This is a genomic window from Phenylobacterium sp., assembly GCF_036563385.1.
GTDB lineage: Bacteria > Pseudomonadota > Alphaproteobacteria > Caulobacterales > Caulobacteraceae > Phenylobacterium.
In genome coordinates, this window is sequence record NZ_DATCML010000012.1 from 379,347 (window position 1) to 394,119 (window position 14,773).

The window sequence follows — 14,773 nt, forward strand, 5'->3', positions numbered from 1 at the left end:
TGCCTCATGCAGCGGCGTTCGGCGGCCCCCGCTATGCGAGGCGAGGTTGCGGCCAGGGGCCGGCGCGGGTTGAATGCGCGGCTTCGAGCAGACAGGGGCGCAGGCCATGACCAATCTCGCGACGCGGACCGCCATGGCCGCCGCCGTTCTCCTGGCGTTCGCCGCGGGCGCGGGGCCGGCCGCCGCCCAGACCAAGGCTCAGCGGGCGACCGCGCTCCAGAAGCTGAGCGACTGCCGCAAGGTGGCCGACAGCGGCCAGCGCCTGGCCTGCTACGACGCCGCCGCCGAGGCGCTGGAGACGGCCGAGGCCAAGGGCGATGTGGTGGTGGTTGATCGGGAGCAGGCCCGCGAAGTCCGCCGCCAGGCCTTCGGCTTCAGCATGCCTTCCCTCAATCTCTTCGAGCGTGGCGAGAAGGCCGAGGACGTGGAGACCATGACCGGCAAGGTCGTGGCGGCTCGGATGAACAATGCCGGCAAGTGGGTGGTGGAGCTGGAGGGCGGGGCCGTCTGGGCGCAGATCGACGCCAACGAAGTGCCGTTCTCTCCCAAGCCGGGCGATCCGGTGCGGATCAAGCGGGCGTCGCTGGGCAGCTACCTGATGAGCGTGAAGAACCAGCGGGCGTTCCGCGCCAAGCGGCAGGAGTAGCGGCCCCTCTCCCGCTCGCGGGAGCGGCTGGTTTCTACCGGTCCTTGGGGTCGATGGCGTCGCGCAGGCCGTCGCCGATGAAGTTGAAGCTCATCAGGGTGACGACCATCACCACGGACGGGAAGACCAGCAGCCAGGGCGCGAGCTCCATGTCCTGCGCGCCGTTGGCGATCAGGGTGCCGAGCGAGGCCATCGGCGGCTGCACGCCGAGCCCTAAGAACGACAGGAAGCTCTCGGCCAGGATCACCGCGGGGATGGTCAGCGTCACATAGACCACCACCGGCCCCAGCAGGTTGGGCACGATGTGGCGGGCGATGATTGCGCCCTGGGAGAGGCCGGCGGCGCGGGCCGCCTCCACGAACTCCTTGTGCTTCAGGGTCAGGGTCTGGCCGCGCACGATGCGGCTCATGGTCAGCCACTCCACGGCCCCGATGGCCACGAAGATCAGGATGATGTTCGAGCCGAACGTGACCATCAGCAGGATCACGAAGAAGATGAAGGGCAGCGAGTAGAGCACGTCGACGACCCGCATCATGGTCTCGTCCAGCCGGCCGCCCACGAAGCCCGCCACCGCGCCCCAGGCCACCCCGATGAGCAGGGAGACGGCGGTGGCCACCAGCCCGATGGCTAGGGAGACCCGCAGCCCGATCAGCAGCCGGGCTAGCAGGTCCCGTCCGAGCGCGTCCGTGCCCAGCAGGTGGCCGCCCTGCAGGGGCGGCAGCCAGACGTCGTCTTTGTTCACCTGGTCGTAGGGCCACGCCGTGAGGTAGGGCCCGACGAGGGCGGCGAGCACCAGCAGGCCCAGGACCGCCATGCCGGCCACGGCTGCGCGGTTACGGAGCAGCCGACGCCGCGCATCGTCCCACAGGCTGCGGCCTCTGACGGCGGCGCGCTCCATGGTCTCGGCGCCCTTGCGGGAGCCCGGAACCAGCACCGAGCTCATGCCAGCCTCACACGCGGGTCAAGGGCGGCGTAGAGCAGGTCCGCCAGCAGGTTCAGGATCAGGATCAGGGCGGCGTAGAAGATGACCATGCCCATAACCACGGTGTAGTCGCGCTGCAGGGCGCTCATCACGAAGAACTTCCCCAGCCCGGGCAGGTTGAAGATCTTCTCCACCACCAGGGAGCCGGTGATCAGGCCCGCGCAGGCCGGCCCAAGATAGCTGACCAGCGGCAGGATGGCGGCGCGCAGCGCGTGGCGCGAAACGATCCGGCTTTCCGGCAGCCCCTTCGCCCGGGCGGTGCGGATGTAGTTGGAGTGCAGCACCTCCACCATGCCCGCACGGGTCAGGCGCGAGATGATCGCCACCTGGGGCAGGGCCAGCACCACCACCGGCAGGACCATGTTGATCAGGGCCCCGTCGTTCCAGCCGCCGCTCGGCAGCCAGCCAAGCGTGGAGGCGAACAGCAGCACCAGCAGCGGGGCGGTGACGAAGGTGGGGACGCAGACGCCAAGGATCGCCACCGTCATGACGCCGTAGTCGACGCCGCGATTCTGGCGCAGCGCCGCCAGCACCCCCAGGCCGACACCCAGCACCGCGGCGATCAGGATGGCGGAAAGGCCGAGCCTCAGGGAAGGCTTGTAGTTCTCCTTCAGGATGTCGAGCACCGACTTGTCACGGTATTTCAGCGACGGTCCCAGGTCGCCGCGGGCGACTCCCGCCAGGTAATCGGCGTACTGCGCGTGCAGCGGCTTGTTCATGCCGAACTTGGCCAGGACGTTGGCCTCGATCTCGGGCGAGAGCTTGCGGTCGCTGTCGAAGGGGCTGCCCGGCGCGGCCCGCATCATGAAGAAGGCGACGGTGACCACCAGGAAGAGGGTCGGGATCGCCACGAGCAGGCGCCGACCAATGAAGCGGAGCATCTGGTGATGGGGCCTTGCGCGACGAGCCTTCCGAGGGCGGGCGTTGCGAAAGTTTCACCGGCCCCCGATGATGTCAACGAACCCCACAGCAGCCCCAAGAAGCGTGAGCCATGGCCGACATCCGACGCGTCACCGAAGATCTCTCCGTGGCGCCGCAGATCACCGTCGAGGACGTGGCTGAGGCGGCGCGCCTCGGCTTCAGGACCATCATCAACAACCGCCCCGACAACGAGGAGCCCGGCCAGCCGTCCGGCCACGAGATCGAGGCGGCGGCCCAGGCGGAGGGCCTGGCCTACCTGCACCTGCCCGTGCGCGGCTCGCCGACCCCCGAGCAGGTGGAGACCACGGCGCGTGTGCTGGCGGACGCGGACAAGCCGGTGCTGGCCTTCTGCCGCTCGGGCACGCGCTCGATCGTCACCTGGGCGATCAGCGAGGCGACCACCGGCGCCCGCGGCCGCGACGAGTTGAAGGCGCTGGGGCGCGAGGCCGGCTACGACCTCTCCGGCGTGCTGGGATGATCCCCTACGTCCGCGATATCCAGTTCGAATACGGCCGCTGCGACCGCGTCAGCCCGCTGATCCGACGGGTGATCGCCAACAATCCGGGGCCGTTCACCTTCGTGGGCACCGGCACCTACATCGTCGGCCAGGACGAGGTGGCGGTGATCGACCCGGGGCCGGACGACCCGGCGCACCTGGAGGCGATCCTAGCCGCCACCTCCGGGGAGCGGGTGACCCACATCGTCATCACCCACCATCACTCGGACCACTCTCCCCTCGCCCGCCCGCTGCAGGAGAGGACGGGGGCGAAGATCTACGGCTGCGCCGTGGCGGGGCCCGACGAGGACGACGGCGAGGTGAAGATGGAGGCCGGCCACGACGCGGGCTTCGCGCCAGACGTCAGCCTTTGCGGCGGCGGCCAGATCGGCGGGCCGGGCTGGACGCTCGAGGCCATACCCACGCCCGGCCACACGTCGAACCACCTCTGCTACGCCCTGCCCGAAGAGAACGCCCTGTTCTGCGGCGACCACATCATGGGCTGGTCGACCACGGTGATCACCCCGCCAGACGGGGACATGAGCGCCTATCTCGAGAGCCTCAGGCTGATCCGCGAGCGGGGGTTCTCCACCCTGTGGCCGACGCACGGCGCCCCCGTGACCGCGGTCCGGCCGTTCATCGACGCCTACCTCGCGCACCGGCAGGAGCGGATGGACCAGATCACCCGCGCCCTGGCGTCGGGGCCTGCGCGAATCCGCGACCTGGTGCCCAGGCTCTACGCCGACGTGGACGCCCGGCTGCACCCGGCCGCCGCGCGCTCCATGCTCGCGGCGATGATCCACCTGGTTCGGCAGGGCGTGCTGGCCAGCGACGGCGAGCCGGGGCCGGACAGCACCTACCGGCTCGCGAGCTAGCGCCTTGCCCGGCGGGAGAGGGAGACCTAGGCGGTCGCCTTCTCCTTGGCGGTCGGCAGGACATAGCCTTCCATGCGCTGGCGGATCAGCTTCTTGTCGATCTTGCCGGTGGCGCCCAGCGGGATGTCGTCGACGAAGACCACGTCGTCCGGCGTCCACCACTTGGCGATCTTGCCCTCGAGGTGAGCAAGGAACTCCTCCTTGGTGGCGGTCTCCCCGTCCTTGAGCTTCACCAGCAGCACCGGCCGCTCGTCCCACTTGGGGTGCGCCGCGCCGATCACGGCGCAGAGCAGGGCCTTCGGGTGGCCGACGGCGATGTTCTCGATCTCGATCGAGCTGATCCACTCGCCGCCGGACTTGATCACGTCCTTGGCGCGGTCGGTGATCTGCATGAAGCCGTCGGCGTCGATCGTGGCCACGTCGCCGGTGTCGAAGAAGCCTTCCTCGTCCAGGATGTCGCCGCCGTCGCCCTTGAAGTACTCGCCCACCACGAAGGGCCCCTTCACCTTCAGCTTGCCGAAGGTGGACCCGTCGTGCGGCAGCCGCTGGTTGGCGTCGTCCACCAGCTTCATCTCGATGCCGAGGGGCGCGCGGCCCTGCTTCAGCTTGAAGCGCAGCTGCTCTTCGGCGTCCAGGCGGTCGATGCGGGCGTTCGGCGTCGCCTGGGTACCGAGCGGCGAGGTCTCGGTCATGCCCCAGGCGTGGGTCACGTCGACGCCGAACTCGTCGCGGAAGCCGCGGACGATGGCCTCGGGGACGGCCGAGCCGCCGATGACCACGCGCTTCAGGGTGGTGAGCCGGCCCTTGGTTTCCCGCAGGTGGGTGAGCAGCATCTGCCACACGGTGGGCACGGCCGCGGAGAAGGTGACGCCCTCGCTCTCGATCAGCTCGTGCACCGAGGCGCCGTCCAGCTTCTGGCCCGGCATGACCAGCTTGGCGCCCACGGCGGGCGCGGAGAAGGCGATGCCCCAGGCGTTGGCGTGGAACATCGGCACCACGGGCAGGATCACGTCGCGCGCGCTGATCCCCAGCACGTCCGAGCCCATGGTCACCAGGGTGTGCAGGAAGTTGGAGCGGTGCGAGTAGAGCACGCCCTTCGGGTTTCCCGTCGTTCCCGAGGTGTAGCAGAGGCCGGCGGCGGTGTTCTCGTCGAAGCCGCCCCAGGCCACGTCCGGCGAGTTCTGCTCCACCAGGTCCTCGAAGCAGAGGGCGCCCGGATAGTCGACGCCCTTCATGCCCTCGCGGTCGGTCATGACCACCACCTGCTTCACCGTCGGCATGCGCTCGCGGTTCTTCAGCAGCACCGGCACGAAGGTGAGGTCGGTGAAGAGGACCTTATCCTCGGCGTGGTTGATGATGTAGCAGAGCTGGTCCTCGAACAGGCGCGGGTTGAGCGTGTGGCACACCGCCCCGATGCCCATGATGCCGTACCAGGCCTCCACGTGGCGGCCGGTGTTCCAGGCCAGGGTCGCCACCCGGTCGCCGGGCTGGACGCCGAGGCCCTTCAGGGCGTTGGACAGCCGCTTGGCCCGCTCGTGGATGGCCGCGTAGGTCGTGCGGACGATCGGGCCTTCCACCGAGCGGCTGACCACCTCGGTCTCGCCGTGCCAGGCCTTGGCGTGGTCCAGGATCTTGTCGACCGTGAGCGGCCAGTCCTGCATCAGGCCCAACATCCGCACATCCTCCCAACTGACGCTTGTTTAGTTGTGATTACGCTAGAACCCCAAGGGCTTGGACGCAAACGGTCTCGTCAGCCGCGCCGCGCCAGCCAGGCGGCCGCGGCCGCCTCCGTCGGGCCAGAGACATCCACCGCCGGCCAGTCGGCCGCGATCTCGCCCAGGCGGGCGAGCTGACCACGCAGAACCGCAAGGTCGGCGTCCGATGCGTCCCCCGTTCGGCCGGCGACCCGACGCTCGAGCACGTCCGGCGGGGCGTCCAGCCAGACGCCCTCGAACGCCACGCCGGCGTCCCGCGCCAGCTGCTCCACACGCCGGCGCAGGCCCGCGTCCAGGAAGGTGGCGTCGAGCACCACGGCGCGCCCGGCGCCCAGCAGGGCGCGCGCGTCGCGGATCATGGCGTCGTAGGTCTGCCCCTGGGAGCTGGGGGTGTAGTGGTCGCGGCTGAGGGCGTGGGTCGGCGGCACGCCGAGCAGCCGCTTGCGGATCTCGTCGGTGCGCAGGACGACCGCGCCGGGCGAGGCGCCGATGTGCGGGGCGACCGCTCGGGCGAAGGTGGACTTGCCCGAGCCTGAGAGCCCGCCGACCGCCACCAGCGTCGGCGGTGCGGGCGAGAGGTGGGCGACGCCGGCTTCCACGTAGCGGCGCGCCGTGGCGACGTCGGCGCTGTGGGCGGAGACGTGAGCGCGCACGCCCGCGCGGACCGAGAGCATCAGCGGCAGGGCGGCCAGCCCATCCCAGAGCTCCGGCGGGAAGCTGCGGGCGGCTTCGTCGAGGTAGGCCGACAGGACGCGCACCGCGGCGTCGCGGCGGCCGCGGAACTCCAGGTCCATCAGCAGGAAGGCCAGGTCGTACTGCACGTCGAGATCGGACAGGAGGTCGTTGAACTCGATGCAGTCGAAGACCACCGGCCGGCCCTGCTCCACCAGGATGTTTCCGAGGTGCAGGTCGCCGTGGCACTGCCGCGCGAAGCCGGCGGCGCTGCGGTGCGCGAGCAGCGCGGCCTGGCGCTCCAGCTCGGCCTCGGTGCGGGCGACGAGGTCTTCGACGAGGTCCCGGCCGAGCTCGGGCGCGAGTTCGCGCAGCAACTGGGCGTTGGAGCCGATGGTGAAGGCCAGCGCCGTCAGCCCGCCCTGCGGCTTCAGGGGCGCAGACTTGTGGAAGCCCGCCACGGTGCGGCCGAGCGCCTCGGCCATGTCGCCGTCCAGCGCCTCGGGTGCGCTGGCGAGCACCGCCCGGTCGTCGAACCGGCGCATCTCCAGCGCGTAGTCCACCACCTCGCCGGGCCCTTCCCATTCCAGCCCGCCGGCGGCGGCGCGGGTGATGGGGATCAGCCGGCGGTAGATGTCGCAGGTGCGCTGATTGAAGCTGAGCTCGCGCTCCAGCGCCCACAGCCGGCGCTCGGGCGTGCCGAACTCCACGTAGCCCAGGCTAACGTGCCGCTTGAGCTTGTAGGCCACGTCGTCGCCCAGGAAGACGCGCGAGATGGCGGTCTCGATCGGTGGGCGGGTGCGGGCGGCGAGCCAGGCCGTGACCTCGGCCTCGGCCTCGGCGCCGCCGGGCGCGGCGGGCGTGCTCAAGGATAGAGCCTGCGGGTCGTCCAGCCGTCGCCGGCGCGGGCGAAGACCAGCCGCTCGTGCAGGCGGAACGGGCGGTCGCGCCAGAACTCGAGCGCCACCGGGGAGAGCCGAAAACCGGACCAGTGCGGCGGACGCGGCACCTTTCCGAGGCCGAAGCGCAGGCCCGCCTCGGCGATCCGCTTCTCCAGGGCGAGCCGCTCGCCCATGGGCCGGGACTGCTCCGAGGCCCAGGCGCCGAGCTGGGCGGGGCGGGCGCGGGTGGCGAAATAGGCGTCCGCCTCCTCAGGCGTGACGGGCGCGACCGTCCCGCGGACCCGCACCTGCCGGCGCAGCGACTTCCAGTGGAAGAGCAGGGCCGCGCGGGGATTGGCGGCCAGCTGCCGGCCCTTGGCGCTTTCCAGGTTGGTGTAGAAGACGAACCCCGCCGGATCGACGTCCTTCAGCAGCACCATGCGGCTGTCGGGCATGCCATCCTCGTCCACCGTGGACAGCGCCATGGCGTTGGCGTCGTTCGGCTCCTTCGCCAGAGCCTCCTTCATCCACTCGGCAAAGAGCGCGAAGGGGTCCTCCTCCGAGAGCAGGGCCGGCGGTTCGGCGGCTGTCACCTGCCGGACGTAGTCGTCTTCGCTGGGCGAGGGAGGGATGAGGCTCTTGTCGGTCATCGTCCGCCATATAGCGCGGCCGCTTGCTGCGGGGCCATGCGTAACGCGCCGTTCACCATGTTCGGGTGTGGTGGCGGCGATGTCCGAAGCGCCCAAGCCCATGACCGCGCGCGCCGCCCGCGAGGCGCTGGGAGTCGGCGCGCTGGCCGGTCCCGGCGAGATCCGCCGGGCGTTCCGGGAGGCCGCCAAGCGCGCGCACCCCGACCGCCCCGGCGGCTCGGCGGAGGGGTTCCGCACCGTCGTCGAGGCCTACCGCCTGCTGCAGCGCCAGCCGCGCCGCGAGGATCTGTTCGTGCAGCCGCCGGCCCGCCGCGAGGCCGCGCCGCCGGAGCTTTCGATCGGGCCGCTCGTGGCGCTGGCCGGCGGCTCGGTGGAGCAGCGCCTGGCGGACGGCCGCGTGGTCCGCATCCGGCTGCCGGCCGGCCTGCGGACCGGCGACACGGTGCGCGCCGGCGACACGGAGCTGCCCGTGGTGGTGCGCGGCGAGGGCGACATGCTGGTGCGGGGCGACGACCTGTGGCTGACCGTGTCGGTCGCGCCCCGGATTCTGGCCGACGGCGGGCGGGTGGCGCTGGAGACGCCGCTGGGCCGGCGCGTCGTGTGGATCACCCGCAAGGCCGCCGAACGCGGGCTGGTGCGCCTGCCGGGCCAGGGGCTGCCGGCGCGCGGGTCGCACGCCCAGGGGCACCTCTTCCTGCGGCTGACCCGGCAGAAGAGCTCCACCGACAGCGCCGCGCGCAGCCTCTTGCGGCGGTTCGCGGCGGCGTGGGCGGCCTAGGCCCTCCGGCCACTTCACGCTAGAAGCGGCGCCATCATGTCGCACAACACCTTCGGCCAGCTGTTCCGCGTGACGACCTGGGGCGAAAGCCACGGGCCGGCGCTGGGCTGCGTCGTCGACGGCTGCCCGCCCGGGATCCCGCTGACCGCCGAAGAGATCCAGGTTTGGCTGGACCAGCGCCGGCCCGGGCAGGGCAAGTTCGTCACCCAGCGGCAGGAGCCGGATGCGGTGCGCATCCTCTCCGGCGTCTTCGAGGACGATCGCACCGGCGGCCAGGTCACCACCGGCACGCCGATCTCGCTGATGATCGAGAACGTCGACCAGCGTTCGAAGGACTATTCCGAGATCGCCCAGGCCTTCCGGCCCGGGCACGCCGACTACGCCTATTTCGCCAAGTATGGCGTGCGCGACTACCGCGGCGGCGGGCGGCAGTCGGCCCGCGAGACCGCGGCGCGGGTGGCGGCGGGGGCCATCGCCCGCAAGGTGATCCCCGGCGTCACGATCCGCGCGGCCGTGGTGCAGATCGGGCCGCATGCGGTGGACCCCGCGCAGATCGACTTCTCGGTGACCGGCGACAATCCGTTCTGGGCCCCCGACCCGCAGATCGTGCCGGTCTGGGAAGCGCACCTGGAGAAGGTCCGCAAAGCGGGCTCGTCCACCGGCGCCGTGGTGGCGGTAGAAGCCCTGGGCGTGCCGGCCGGCTGGGGGGCCCCGGTCTACGGCAAGCTCGACGCCGAACTGGCCGCCGCGCTGATGTCGATCAACGCCTCGAAGGGGGTGGAGATCGGCGCCGGCTTCGCCTCGGCCGCCTTCTCCGGCGAGGAGAACGCCGACGAGATGCGGATGGGCAACGACGGTCCCCTGTTCACCTCCAACCACGCCGGCGGGGTGCTGGGCGGCATCTCCACCGGCCAGCCGGTGACGGCGCGCGTGGCCTTCAAGCCGACGTCCTCGATCCTGACGCCGAGGCGGACCCTGAACGAGGCCGGCGAGGAGATCGAGCTGCGCACCAAGGGGCGCCACGATCCCTGCGTGGGCATCCGGGCCGTGCCGGTGGTCGAGGCCATGGTCGCCTGCGTCCTGGCCGACGCCTTCCTGCGCCACCGTGGACAGACGGGCGGCGGGGCCTTCCAGCCGGGCGCTGCGAAAGGCCGCAGCTGACCGCCATCTTTTGGCGCGGGTCCTGGGGCAGATTGCCGGCGAAAGTCCGGGGAATCCTCATGACCGCCAAGTTCGCGTACCGCGCCGCCCTCCTCACCCTCGCCAGCCTCGGCCTGACCGGCTGCCTGGCCGCCGCCGCCACGGGGGCCGTGGTCGGCACGGCCGTCGGCGTGACGGGCGCGGTGGTGAAGACCACCGCCAAGGGCACGGGGATGGTGGTGGGCGCGGTGATCCCCGGCGGCGGGGACAAGGACCGCGACGAGCGCTAGCTCACCCGGAGCGCGCAGCTCTCGCCGATGGTCGGGCGGGACACCACGATGCGGGACAGCCCGGGGAACTGGGCCTTCAGCCGCTCGGCGAAATAGAGGCAGATGTGCTCCAGCGTCGGCCGCTCGAGCCCCGGCTTGTCGTTCAGCAGGCCGTGGTCCAGCTCGGCGGCGACCGCCTTCAGCGACTGGTCGAGGTCGGCGAAGTCGGCCACCCAGCCCACCGGCTCCTGGGCCGGGCCGGCGACGGTCGCCTGCACCTGGAACGAGTGGCCGTGCAGGTTGGTGTACGGCCGGTGCTCGGGCCCGTCCGTGATGTAGTGCGCCGCATCGAAGGTTGCGGTCTTGGTGATCTCGAAGATGGGTGCGGTCATGGAGGAGGTGGTCGTCGGCCCGGGCGGAACGCCTCAGGCGATCCCGAGGTACTTGTGAGTCTGGACGCTTAAACGCCAGCGGGGGTGCGCAAGGCAATAGGCGATGGCCGCCCGCGTGTTCGCCTCTCGCGCCGGCCCGTCCATGGGCTGCAGCAGGAAACGCTCGAAATCGAGGTGCTCGAAGCGGGCCGGATCGACGCCCGGCTGCGGGTAGACCAGCTTCAGCTCCTGTCCGCGGGTCTGCACCACCGGCGCGTCGGCCTTGGGGCTGACGCAGATCCAGTCCACGCCGGGCGGCGCCGGAAGCGTGCCGTTGGTCTCGAGCGCCACCTGGAAGCCGCGGGCGTGCAGGGCGTCCAGCAGGGCGGCGTCCACCTGCAGCAGAGGCTCGCCGCCGGTCAGCACCACCAGCCGGTCGGTCGGGCCGCCGGTCCAGGCCCGCTCCACGGCGTCGGCGAGGTCCTCCGGCGAGGCGAAGCGGCCGCCGCCCTCCCCGTCCATGCCCACGAAGTCGGTGTCGCAGAAGGTGCAGACGGAGGCGGCGCGGTCCTGCTCGCGGCCGCTCCACAGGTTGCAGCCGGCGAAGCGGCAGAACACCGCCGGCCGCCCGGCCTGGCCGCCCTCCCCCTGCAGGGTGAGGAAGATCTCCTTGACGGCGTAGCTCATGCCTCGACCGCGACCGCCCGAAGCACCGGCCGCCCCTCGGCCACGAAGCCCTCCCAGCCGCGGGCGCGCAGCTCGCACGCCGGGCAGCTCCCGCAGCCGTAGCCCCAGGCGTGGCGCTGATCGCGGTCGCCGCGGTAGCAGGTGTGGCTCTCTTCCAGCACGAGGTCGACCAGCGGCTCGCCGCCGAGACCCTTGGCGAGCGCCCAGGTCTGCGCCTTGGTCAGGCGCATGAGCGGGGTCTCGATCCGGAAGTCCTGCGCCATGCCGAGGTTCAGCGCCTTCTCCATCGCGTCGATGGAGTCGCGGCGGCAGTCCGGGTACCCCGAGAAATCCGTCTCGCACATGCCGCCCACCAGCGCCTGGAGCCCGCGCCGGTCAGCCAGGGCCGCTGCGTAAGTCAGGAAGACCAGGTTGCGCCCCGGCACGTAGGTGGACGGCAGGCCCTTGGCGGTGATTTCGAAGGCGCGCTCTCCGGTCATCGCGGTCTCGCCGATGCCGCCGAAGCCGCGCATCTCCAGCCTGTGGTCGGGGCCGAGCCGGCCGGCCCACTCCGGAAACTCGGCCGCCACGCGCGCGCGGACGCGGTCGCGCGCCTCCAGCTCCACGGCATGACGCTGCCCGTAGTCGAAGCCCACCGTCTCCACGCGCGCGAAGCGGTCGAGGGCCCAGGCCAGGCAGACGGCGGAATCCTGCCCGCCCGAGAACAGCACGAGCGCGCCGGGGGCGGCGGGAGTGTCGATCATGGGCCCCATATGCGCGCTCCAGGGCCGAGGGGGAAGTGGAGCGCCGGGGGACTTCCGCGCGCCACTGAGCAAGAATCACTTACCGGTTGCACAAGCTGCGCAAGGTGAAGCTCGGAGAGATACCGATCCTTCGAAAAGTAGAAGCAGCGGACCGGCCGTCGATTCTACGAAGCTTACGCAACGTAAAGTCACAAACGAATGCTTCAGCGGCGCGGCCATCTATCAGTCGCCGGGGCGCAAGCCGTTGACAGAACCCAAGTCTCGGCTGAGCTTCTTCTTCTGGCGAAACCGGGCCTCCAGAGAACCCGGCGCCCTGGGAGGAAATCAGAATGTCCAAGACTTCGCATCTGCGGAGCGCGCTCGCTGCTGGCGCGTCCGCCGCGGCCCTTGCCGCCTTCGCCGGCCCTGCCCTTGCTCAGACCGAGATCGAGGAGCTGGTGGTCACAGCCGAAAAGCGGGAGCAGTCGCTGCAGGACGTGCCGGTGGCGGTCACGGCCTTCACCAGCGAGCGGCGCGACGTGCTGGGCGTGAATACGGTCGAGGATCTCGCCCGCATCACGCCGTCGCTCAGCTACACCAACAACGACCGCCTCTCGATCCGGGGCTTCGGGCGCCTGACCAACGCCATCGGCACCGATCCGTCGGTGGCCCTCTACTCGGACGGCATCTTCTCGAATTCGATGGCCGACGCTTCGACGCCGCCGCTGTTCATCGAGCGCACCGAGATCCTGCGCGGCCCGCAGGGCACGCTCTATGGCCGCAACTCCATCGGCGGCGCCATGAACGTGATCTCCAAGCGGCCGACGGAGGACTTCAACGCCGAGGTGCGGGCGCAGGTCGGCAACTACGACTACTATCGCATCGACGGCCTGATCCGCGGCCCGATCGCGCCGAACCTGCGGTTCCTGCTCGGCGGCTCCGTGGAGAAGCGCGGCGAGGGCTTCATCAACAACATCGGCCCCGCCCGCGACACCGCCGAGGTCGATCGCTGGATGGTCGAGTTCCAGGTCGAGGCCGACCTCGGCGAGAACACCACCGCCCGGCTGCGCTACAGCAAGTTCGACTGGGACGACAGCTACGGCGTGGGCAACACGCTGAACAACAACATCTCGCCCTACGACACCACCTCGTTCACGGGCGCGGGCACCTCGGCCCTCTACTACAACACCGCCCTCGGCTACACCGGGACCAACCCGGCGGTGAGCGATCCCTATACGATCAACACCAACTGGGACGCCTACGGGTCGCTGGACAACCACCACCGCCTGCACTTCGACCTGACGCATGACTTCGGGTGGGGCACGCTGAAGTACCTCGCGGGCTATCAGCAGTACGACTACAACACCTCGTCTGACTCCGACGGCACACCGCGAGTGGGCCCGCAGAACATCAACCTGCCGGACCTCGACGGCCCAGGGCCGCTGACGGCCTTCACGGCCACCAATGTCGCCACCGACGCGCGCACCTTCTACGAGGAGCGGCAGAGCTGGTTCTCCAACGAGATCAACCTGTCCTCCAGTGGTGAGGGGCCGTTCAACTGGATCGTCGGCGCCTTCCAGTACTACCAGGAATACGACCAGCCGCAGGGCATCCGGGTCGTGGGCGACCCCGGTATGTTCGCGCCCGTCAGCCTGAGCGGCGCCGCCGTGCCGGCCAATCCGCGGGGCGCCTTCCTCTATGTGGACGGCCACCTGGAGACCAAGTCCTACGCCGCCTTCGGCCAGATCGACTGGGAGTTCGCGCCCACGCTCACCCTGACCGCCGGCCTGCGCTACACGAAGGATCAGAAGGACGGCTATGACATCGCGCGCTACGTCGCTCGCGTGCCGTCGGCGGCTTTGCTGCAGGGCCTCCGCGCCGCCGGCGTGCCCCTCGCGGTAGCCCAGGGCCTGTCGCTGGACCTGAGCACCTTCCAGGTCTGCGGCGGCTTCACCATCGCGGCCTGCGCGGCCAATCCCCTGACCGCCGACCTGGTCCCCAACCCGACGGGCGGCCTGCGGCGAAACCTGTCCGGCGACTGGGACGCGCTCACCGGCACCCTCGGCGTCCAATGGGAGCCCGACGCCGACACCAACCTCTATGCGCGCTACAGCCGCGGCTACAAGTCGGGCGGCTGGCTGGGCTCGAACGGCCTGACGCCCAGCCCCTACGCCGATCCCGAGTACGTCGACTCCTACGAGATCGGCGCCAAGAAGAACGTGGGCGGCAGCCTGCAGGTGAACACCGCGGCCTTCTATTCGGACTACCAGGGCTTCCAGACCCCGCTGACGGTGGCGCTCGGCAACATCACCGGCAGCCGGTTCCTGAACCTGGAGGCCGAGGTCTACGGCGCCGAACTCGAGGCGCTGTGGTCGCCCATCGACAACCTGCAGCTGATGCTGAACTACGCCTACCTGCACGCCGAGGTGACGGAAGGCTGCTGCTTCGTCGACACGCCCGATCCGCGGGCCCAGCAGCCCGGCGCCCGGCCCTTCGGCCCTGCGCTCCCCAATGGCAGCCAGCCGCAGACCCTGGTGGGGAACAGGCTCCCGCTCACCCCCGAGCACAAGGTGACGCTGGGCGCCACCTACACGTGGGAATTCGGGGCCGGCCGCTTGACGGCCAGCGGGACCTACACCTGGACCGATGATCAGCAGTCGACGATCTTCGCGAACCCGGGCTACACCTCGCCGGCTTTCGAACTGGCCGACTTCCGCCTCCTGTGGCGGGACGCCGACGACCGCTACACGGTCATCGGCTACGTGAAGAACGCCTTCGACGAGGTCGGCTACCAGAACTCGACCCTGGGCTCCCCCACCGCTGTCGGGCCGCGCCGGACAGTCATCCTCAACTTCCCGCGCACCTACGGCCTGGAGTTGCAGTACCGCTTCTAAGGCAAGCGGGATCGAAACTCGGGGGCGGCAGGGCGACCTGCCGCCCTTCGCTTTTGCGTCGGGCGGGTTGCCGC

General features: G+C 70.6%; 15 protein-coding genes. 7 read left to right on the forward strand and 8 right to left on the reverse strand.

Annotation, left to right across the window (positions count from 1 at the left end; translation table 11 throughout):
- Positions 1-106 precede the first annotated feature (106 nt).
- Complete coding sequence (locus VIL67_RS13035) at positions 107-646, forward strand: hypothetical protein (protein WP_332049331.1); 540 nt, start codon at positions 107-109, stop codon at positions 644-646.
- 34 nt (positions 647-680) lie between these two features.
- Here the strand turns inward: VIL67_RS13035 and VIL67_RS13040 are convergent, their stop codons facing one another.
- Positions 681-1,589 carry an ABC transporter permease gene (locus VIL67_RS13040; protein ID WP_332049332.1) on the reverse strand — a complete coding sequence of 303 codons (909 nt, stop codon included), beginning with the start codon at positions 1,587-1,589 and terminating at the stop codon, positions 681-683.
- Positions 1,586-2,509: an oligopeptide ABC transporter permease OppB gene (gene oppB / locus VIL67_RS13045; protein ID WP_332049333.1), complete on the reverse strand. Its 924-nt coding sequence runs from the start codon at positions 2,507-2,509 to the stop codon at positions 1,586-1,588. Before oppB ends, VIL67_RS13040 begins: the two co-directional genes overlap by 4 nt.
- Before the next feature lie 110 nt (positions 2,510-2,619).
- Between oppB and VIL67_RS13050 the strand changes: the two genes are divergently transcribed.
- Together VIL67_RS13050 and VIL67_RS13055 are read left to right on the forward strand one after the other, a co-directional pair.
- A complete protein-coding gene (locus VIL67_RS13050; protein ID WP_332049334.1) occupies positions 2,620-3,027 on the forward strand; it encodes a protein tyrosine phosphatase family protein in 408 nt (135 codons plus the stop codon).
- Entirely contained in the window at positions 3,024-3,920 is an 897-nt protein-coding gene (locus tag VIL67_RS13055) for an MBL fold metallo-hydrolase (RefSeq protein ID WP_332049335.1), read from the forward strand. Before VIL67_RS13050 ends, VIL67_RS13055 begins: the two co-directional genes overlap by 4 nt.
- Positions 3,921-3,946: 26 nt before the next feature.
- Here VIL67_RS13055 and VIL67_RS13060 read toward each other — a convergent pair whose 3' ends face one another.
- From VIL67_RS13060 to pdxH, 3 genes are all read right to left on the reverse strand, one after another.
- The gene (locus VIL67_RS13060) at positions 3,947-5,593 is read right to left on the reverse strand and encodes a long-chain-fatty-acid--CoA ligase (protein ID WP_332049336.1); all 1,647 of its coding nucleotides are present in this window, start codon (positions 5,591-5,593) and stop codon (positions 3,947-3,949) included.
- A gap of 77 nt (positions 5,594-5,670) precedes the next feature.
- Complete coding sequence (locus VIL67_RS13065; protein ID WP_332049337.1) at positions 5,671-7,176, reverse strand: bifunctional aminoglycoside phosphotransferase/ATP-binding protein; 1,506 nt, start codon at positions 7,174-7,176, stop codon at positions 5,671-5,673.
- Positions 7,173-7,838: a pyridoxamine 5'-phosphate oxidase gene (gene pdxH, locus VIL67_RS13070; protein WP_332049338.1), complete on the reverse strand. Its 666-nt coding sequence runs from the start codon at positions 7,836-7,838 to the stop codon at positions 7,173-7,175. Before pdxH ends, VIL67_RS13065 begins: the two co-directional genes overlap by 4 nt.
- A 79-nt stretch (positions 7,839-7,917) precedes the next feature.
- On the opposite strand from pdxH, the gene VIL67_RS13075 reads away from it, so the two are divergent.
- Genes VIL67_RS13075 through VIL67_RS13085 form a run of 3 tightly spaced genes read left to right on the forward strand, consistent with a single transcriptional unit; the run spans position 7,918 to position 10,046 of the window.
- Positions 7,918-8,616 (forward strand): DnaJ domain-containing protein, encoded by a 699-nt coding sequence (locus tag VIL67_RS13075; protein WP_332049339.1) that lies wholly within the window; start codon positions 7,918-7,920, stop codon positions 8,614-8,616.
- Positions 8,617-8,652: 36 nt separating this feature from the next.
- Positions 8,653-9,777 carry a chorismate synthase gene (gene aroC, locus VIL67_RS13080; protein ID WP_332049340.1) on the forward strand — a complete coding sequence of 375 codons (1,125 nt, stop codon included), beginning with the start codon at positions 8,653-8,655 and terminating at the stop codon, positions 9,775-9,777.
- A 59-nt stretch (positions 9,778-9,836) separates the two neighbouring features.
- Positions 9,837-10,046 (forward strand): hypothetical protein, encoded by a 210-nt coding sequence (locus VIL67_RS13085; RefSeq protein WP_332049341.1) that lies wholly within the window; start codon positions 9,837-9,839, stop codon positions 10,044-10,046.
- On the opposite strand, the gene queD is transcribed toward VIL67_RS13085, so the two are convergent.
- From queD to queC, 3 genes are read right to left on the reverse strand one after another with little or no spacing between them, the layout of a single operon-like run.
- The gene (queD, locus tag VIL67_RS13090; protein WP_332049342.1) at positions 10,043-10,417 is read right to left on the reverse strand and encodes a 6-carboxytetrahydropterin synthase QueD; all 375 of its coding nucleotides are present in this window, start codon (positions 10,415-10,417) and stop codon (positions 10,043-10,045) included. The two genes, VIL67_RS13085 and queD, sit on opposite strands and share 4 nt — an antisense overlap.
- A gap of 33 nt (positions 10,418-10,450) precedes the next feature.
- A complete protein-coding gene (queE, locus tag VIL67_RS13095; RefSeq protein ID WP_332049343.1) occupies positions 10,451-11,083 on the reverse strand; it encodes a 7-carboxy-7-deazaguanine synthase in 633 nt (210 codons plus the stop codon).
- Positions 11,080-11,826, reverse strand: a complete 747-nt coding sequence (gene queC, locus VIL67_RS13100) for a 7-cyano-7-deazaguanine synthase QueC (RefSeq protein ID WP_332049344.1) — start codon at positions 11,824-11,826, stop codon at positions 11,080-11,082. Before queC ends, queE begins: the two co-directional genes overlap by 4 nt.
- A 329-nt stretch (positions 11,827-12,155) precedes the next feature.
- Here queC and VIL67_RS13105 point away from each other — a divergent pair, with 329 nt between their 5' ends.
- Positions 12,156-14,699 (forward strand): TonB-dependent receptor, encoded by a 2,544-nt coding sequence (locus VIL67_RS13105; protein WP_332049345.1) that lies wholly within the window; start codon positions 12,156-12,158, stop codon positions 14,697-14,699.
- Positions 14,700-14,773: the final 74 nt, after the last annotated feature.

What these genes read in the sequence shown, in the direction of transcription:
- VIL67_RS13035 (WP_332049331.1), top strand. Translation starts at nt 107, where the DNA reads ATGACCAATCTCGCGACGCGGACCGCCATGGCCGCCGCCGTTCTCCTG.
- VIL67_RS13040 (WP_332049332.1), bottom strand. Translation starts at nt 1,589, where the DNA reads ATGAGCTCGGTGCTGGTTCCGGGCTCCCGCAAGGGCGCCGAGACCATG.
- oppB (WP_332049333.1), bottom strand. Translation starts at nt 2,509, where the DNA reads ATGCTCCGCTTCATTGGTCGGCGCCTGCTCGTGGCGATCCCGACCCTC.
- VIL67_RS13050 (WP_332049334.1), top strand. Translation starts at nt 2,620, where the DNA reads ATGGCCGACATCCGACGCGTCACCGAAGATCTCTCCGTGGCGCCGCAG.
- VIL67_RS13055 (WP_332049335.1), top strand. Translation starts at nt 3,024, where the DNA reads ATGATCCCCTACGTCCGCGATATCCAGTTCGAATACGGCCGCTGCGAC.
- VIL67_RS13060 (WP_332049336.1), bottom strand. Translation starts at nt 5,593, where the DNA reads ATGTTGGGCCTGATGCAGGACTGGCCGCTCACGGTCGACAAGATCCTG.
- pdxH (WP_332049338.1), bottom strand. Translation starts at nt 7,838, where the DNA reads ATGACCGACAAGAGCCTCATCCCTCCCTCGCCCAGCGAAGACGACTAC.
- VIL67_RS13075 (WP_332049339.1), top strand. Translation starts at nt 7,918, where the DNA reads ATGTCCGAAGCGCCCAAGCCCATGACCGCGCGCGCCGCCCGCGAGGCG.
- aroC (WP_332049340.1), top strand. Translation starts at nt 8,653, where the DNA reads ATGTCGCACAACACCTTCGGCCAGCTGTTCCGCGTGACGACCTGGGGC.
- VIL67_RS13085 (WP_332049341.1), top strand. Translation starts at nt 9,837, where the DNA reads ATGACCGCCAAGTTCGCGTACCGCGCCGCCCTCCTCACCCTCGCCAGC.
- queD (WP_332049342.1), bottom strand. Translation starts at nt 10,417, where the DNA reads ATGACCGCACCCATCTTCGAGATCACCAAGACCGCAACCTTCGATGCG.
- queE (WP_332049343.1), bottom strand. Translation starts at nt 11,083, where the DNA reads ATGAGCTACGCCGTCAAGGAGATCTTCCTCACCCTGCAGGGGGAGGGC.
- queC (WP_332049344.1), bottom strand. Translation starts at nt 11,826, where the DNA reads ATGATCGACACTCCCGCCGCCCCCGGCGCGCTCGTGCTGTTCTCGGGC.
- VIL67_RS13105 (WP_332049345.1), top strand. Translation starts at nt 12,156, where the DNA reads ATGTCCAAGACTTCGCATCTGCGGAGCGCGCTCGCTGCTGGCGCGTCC.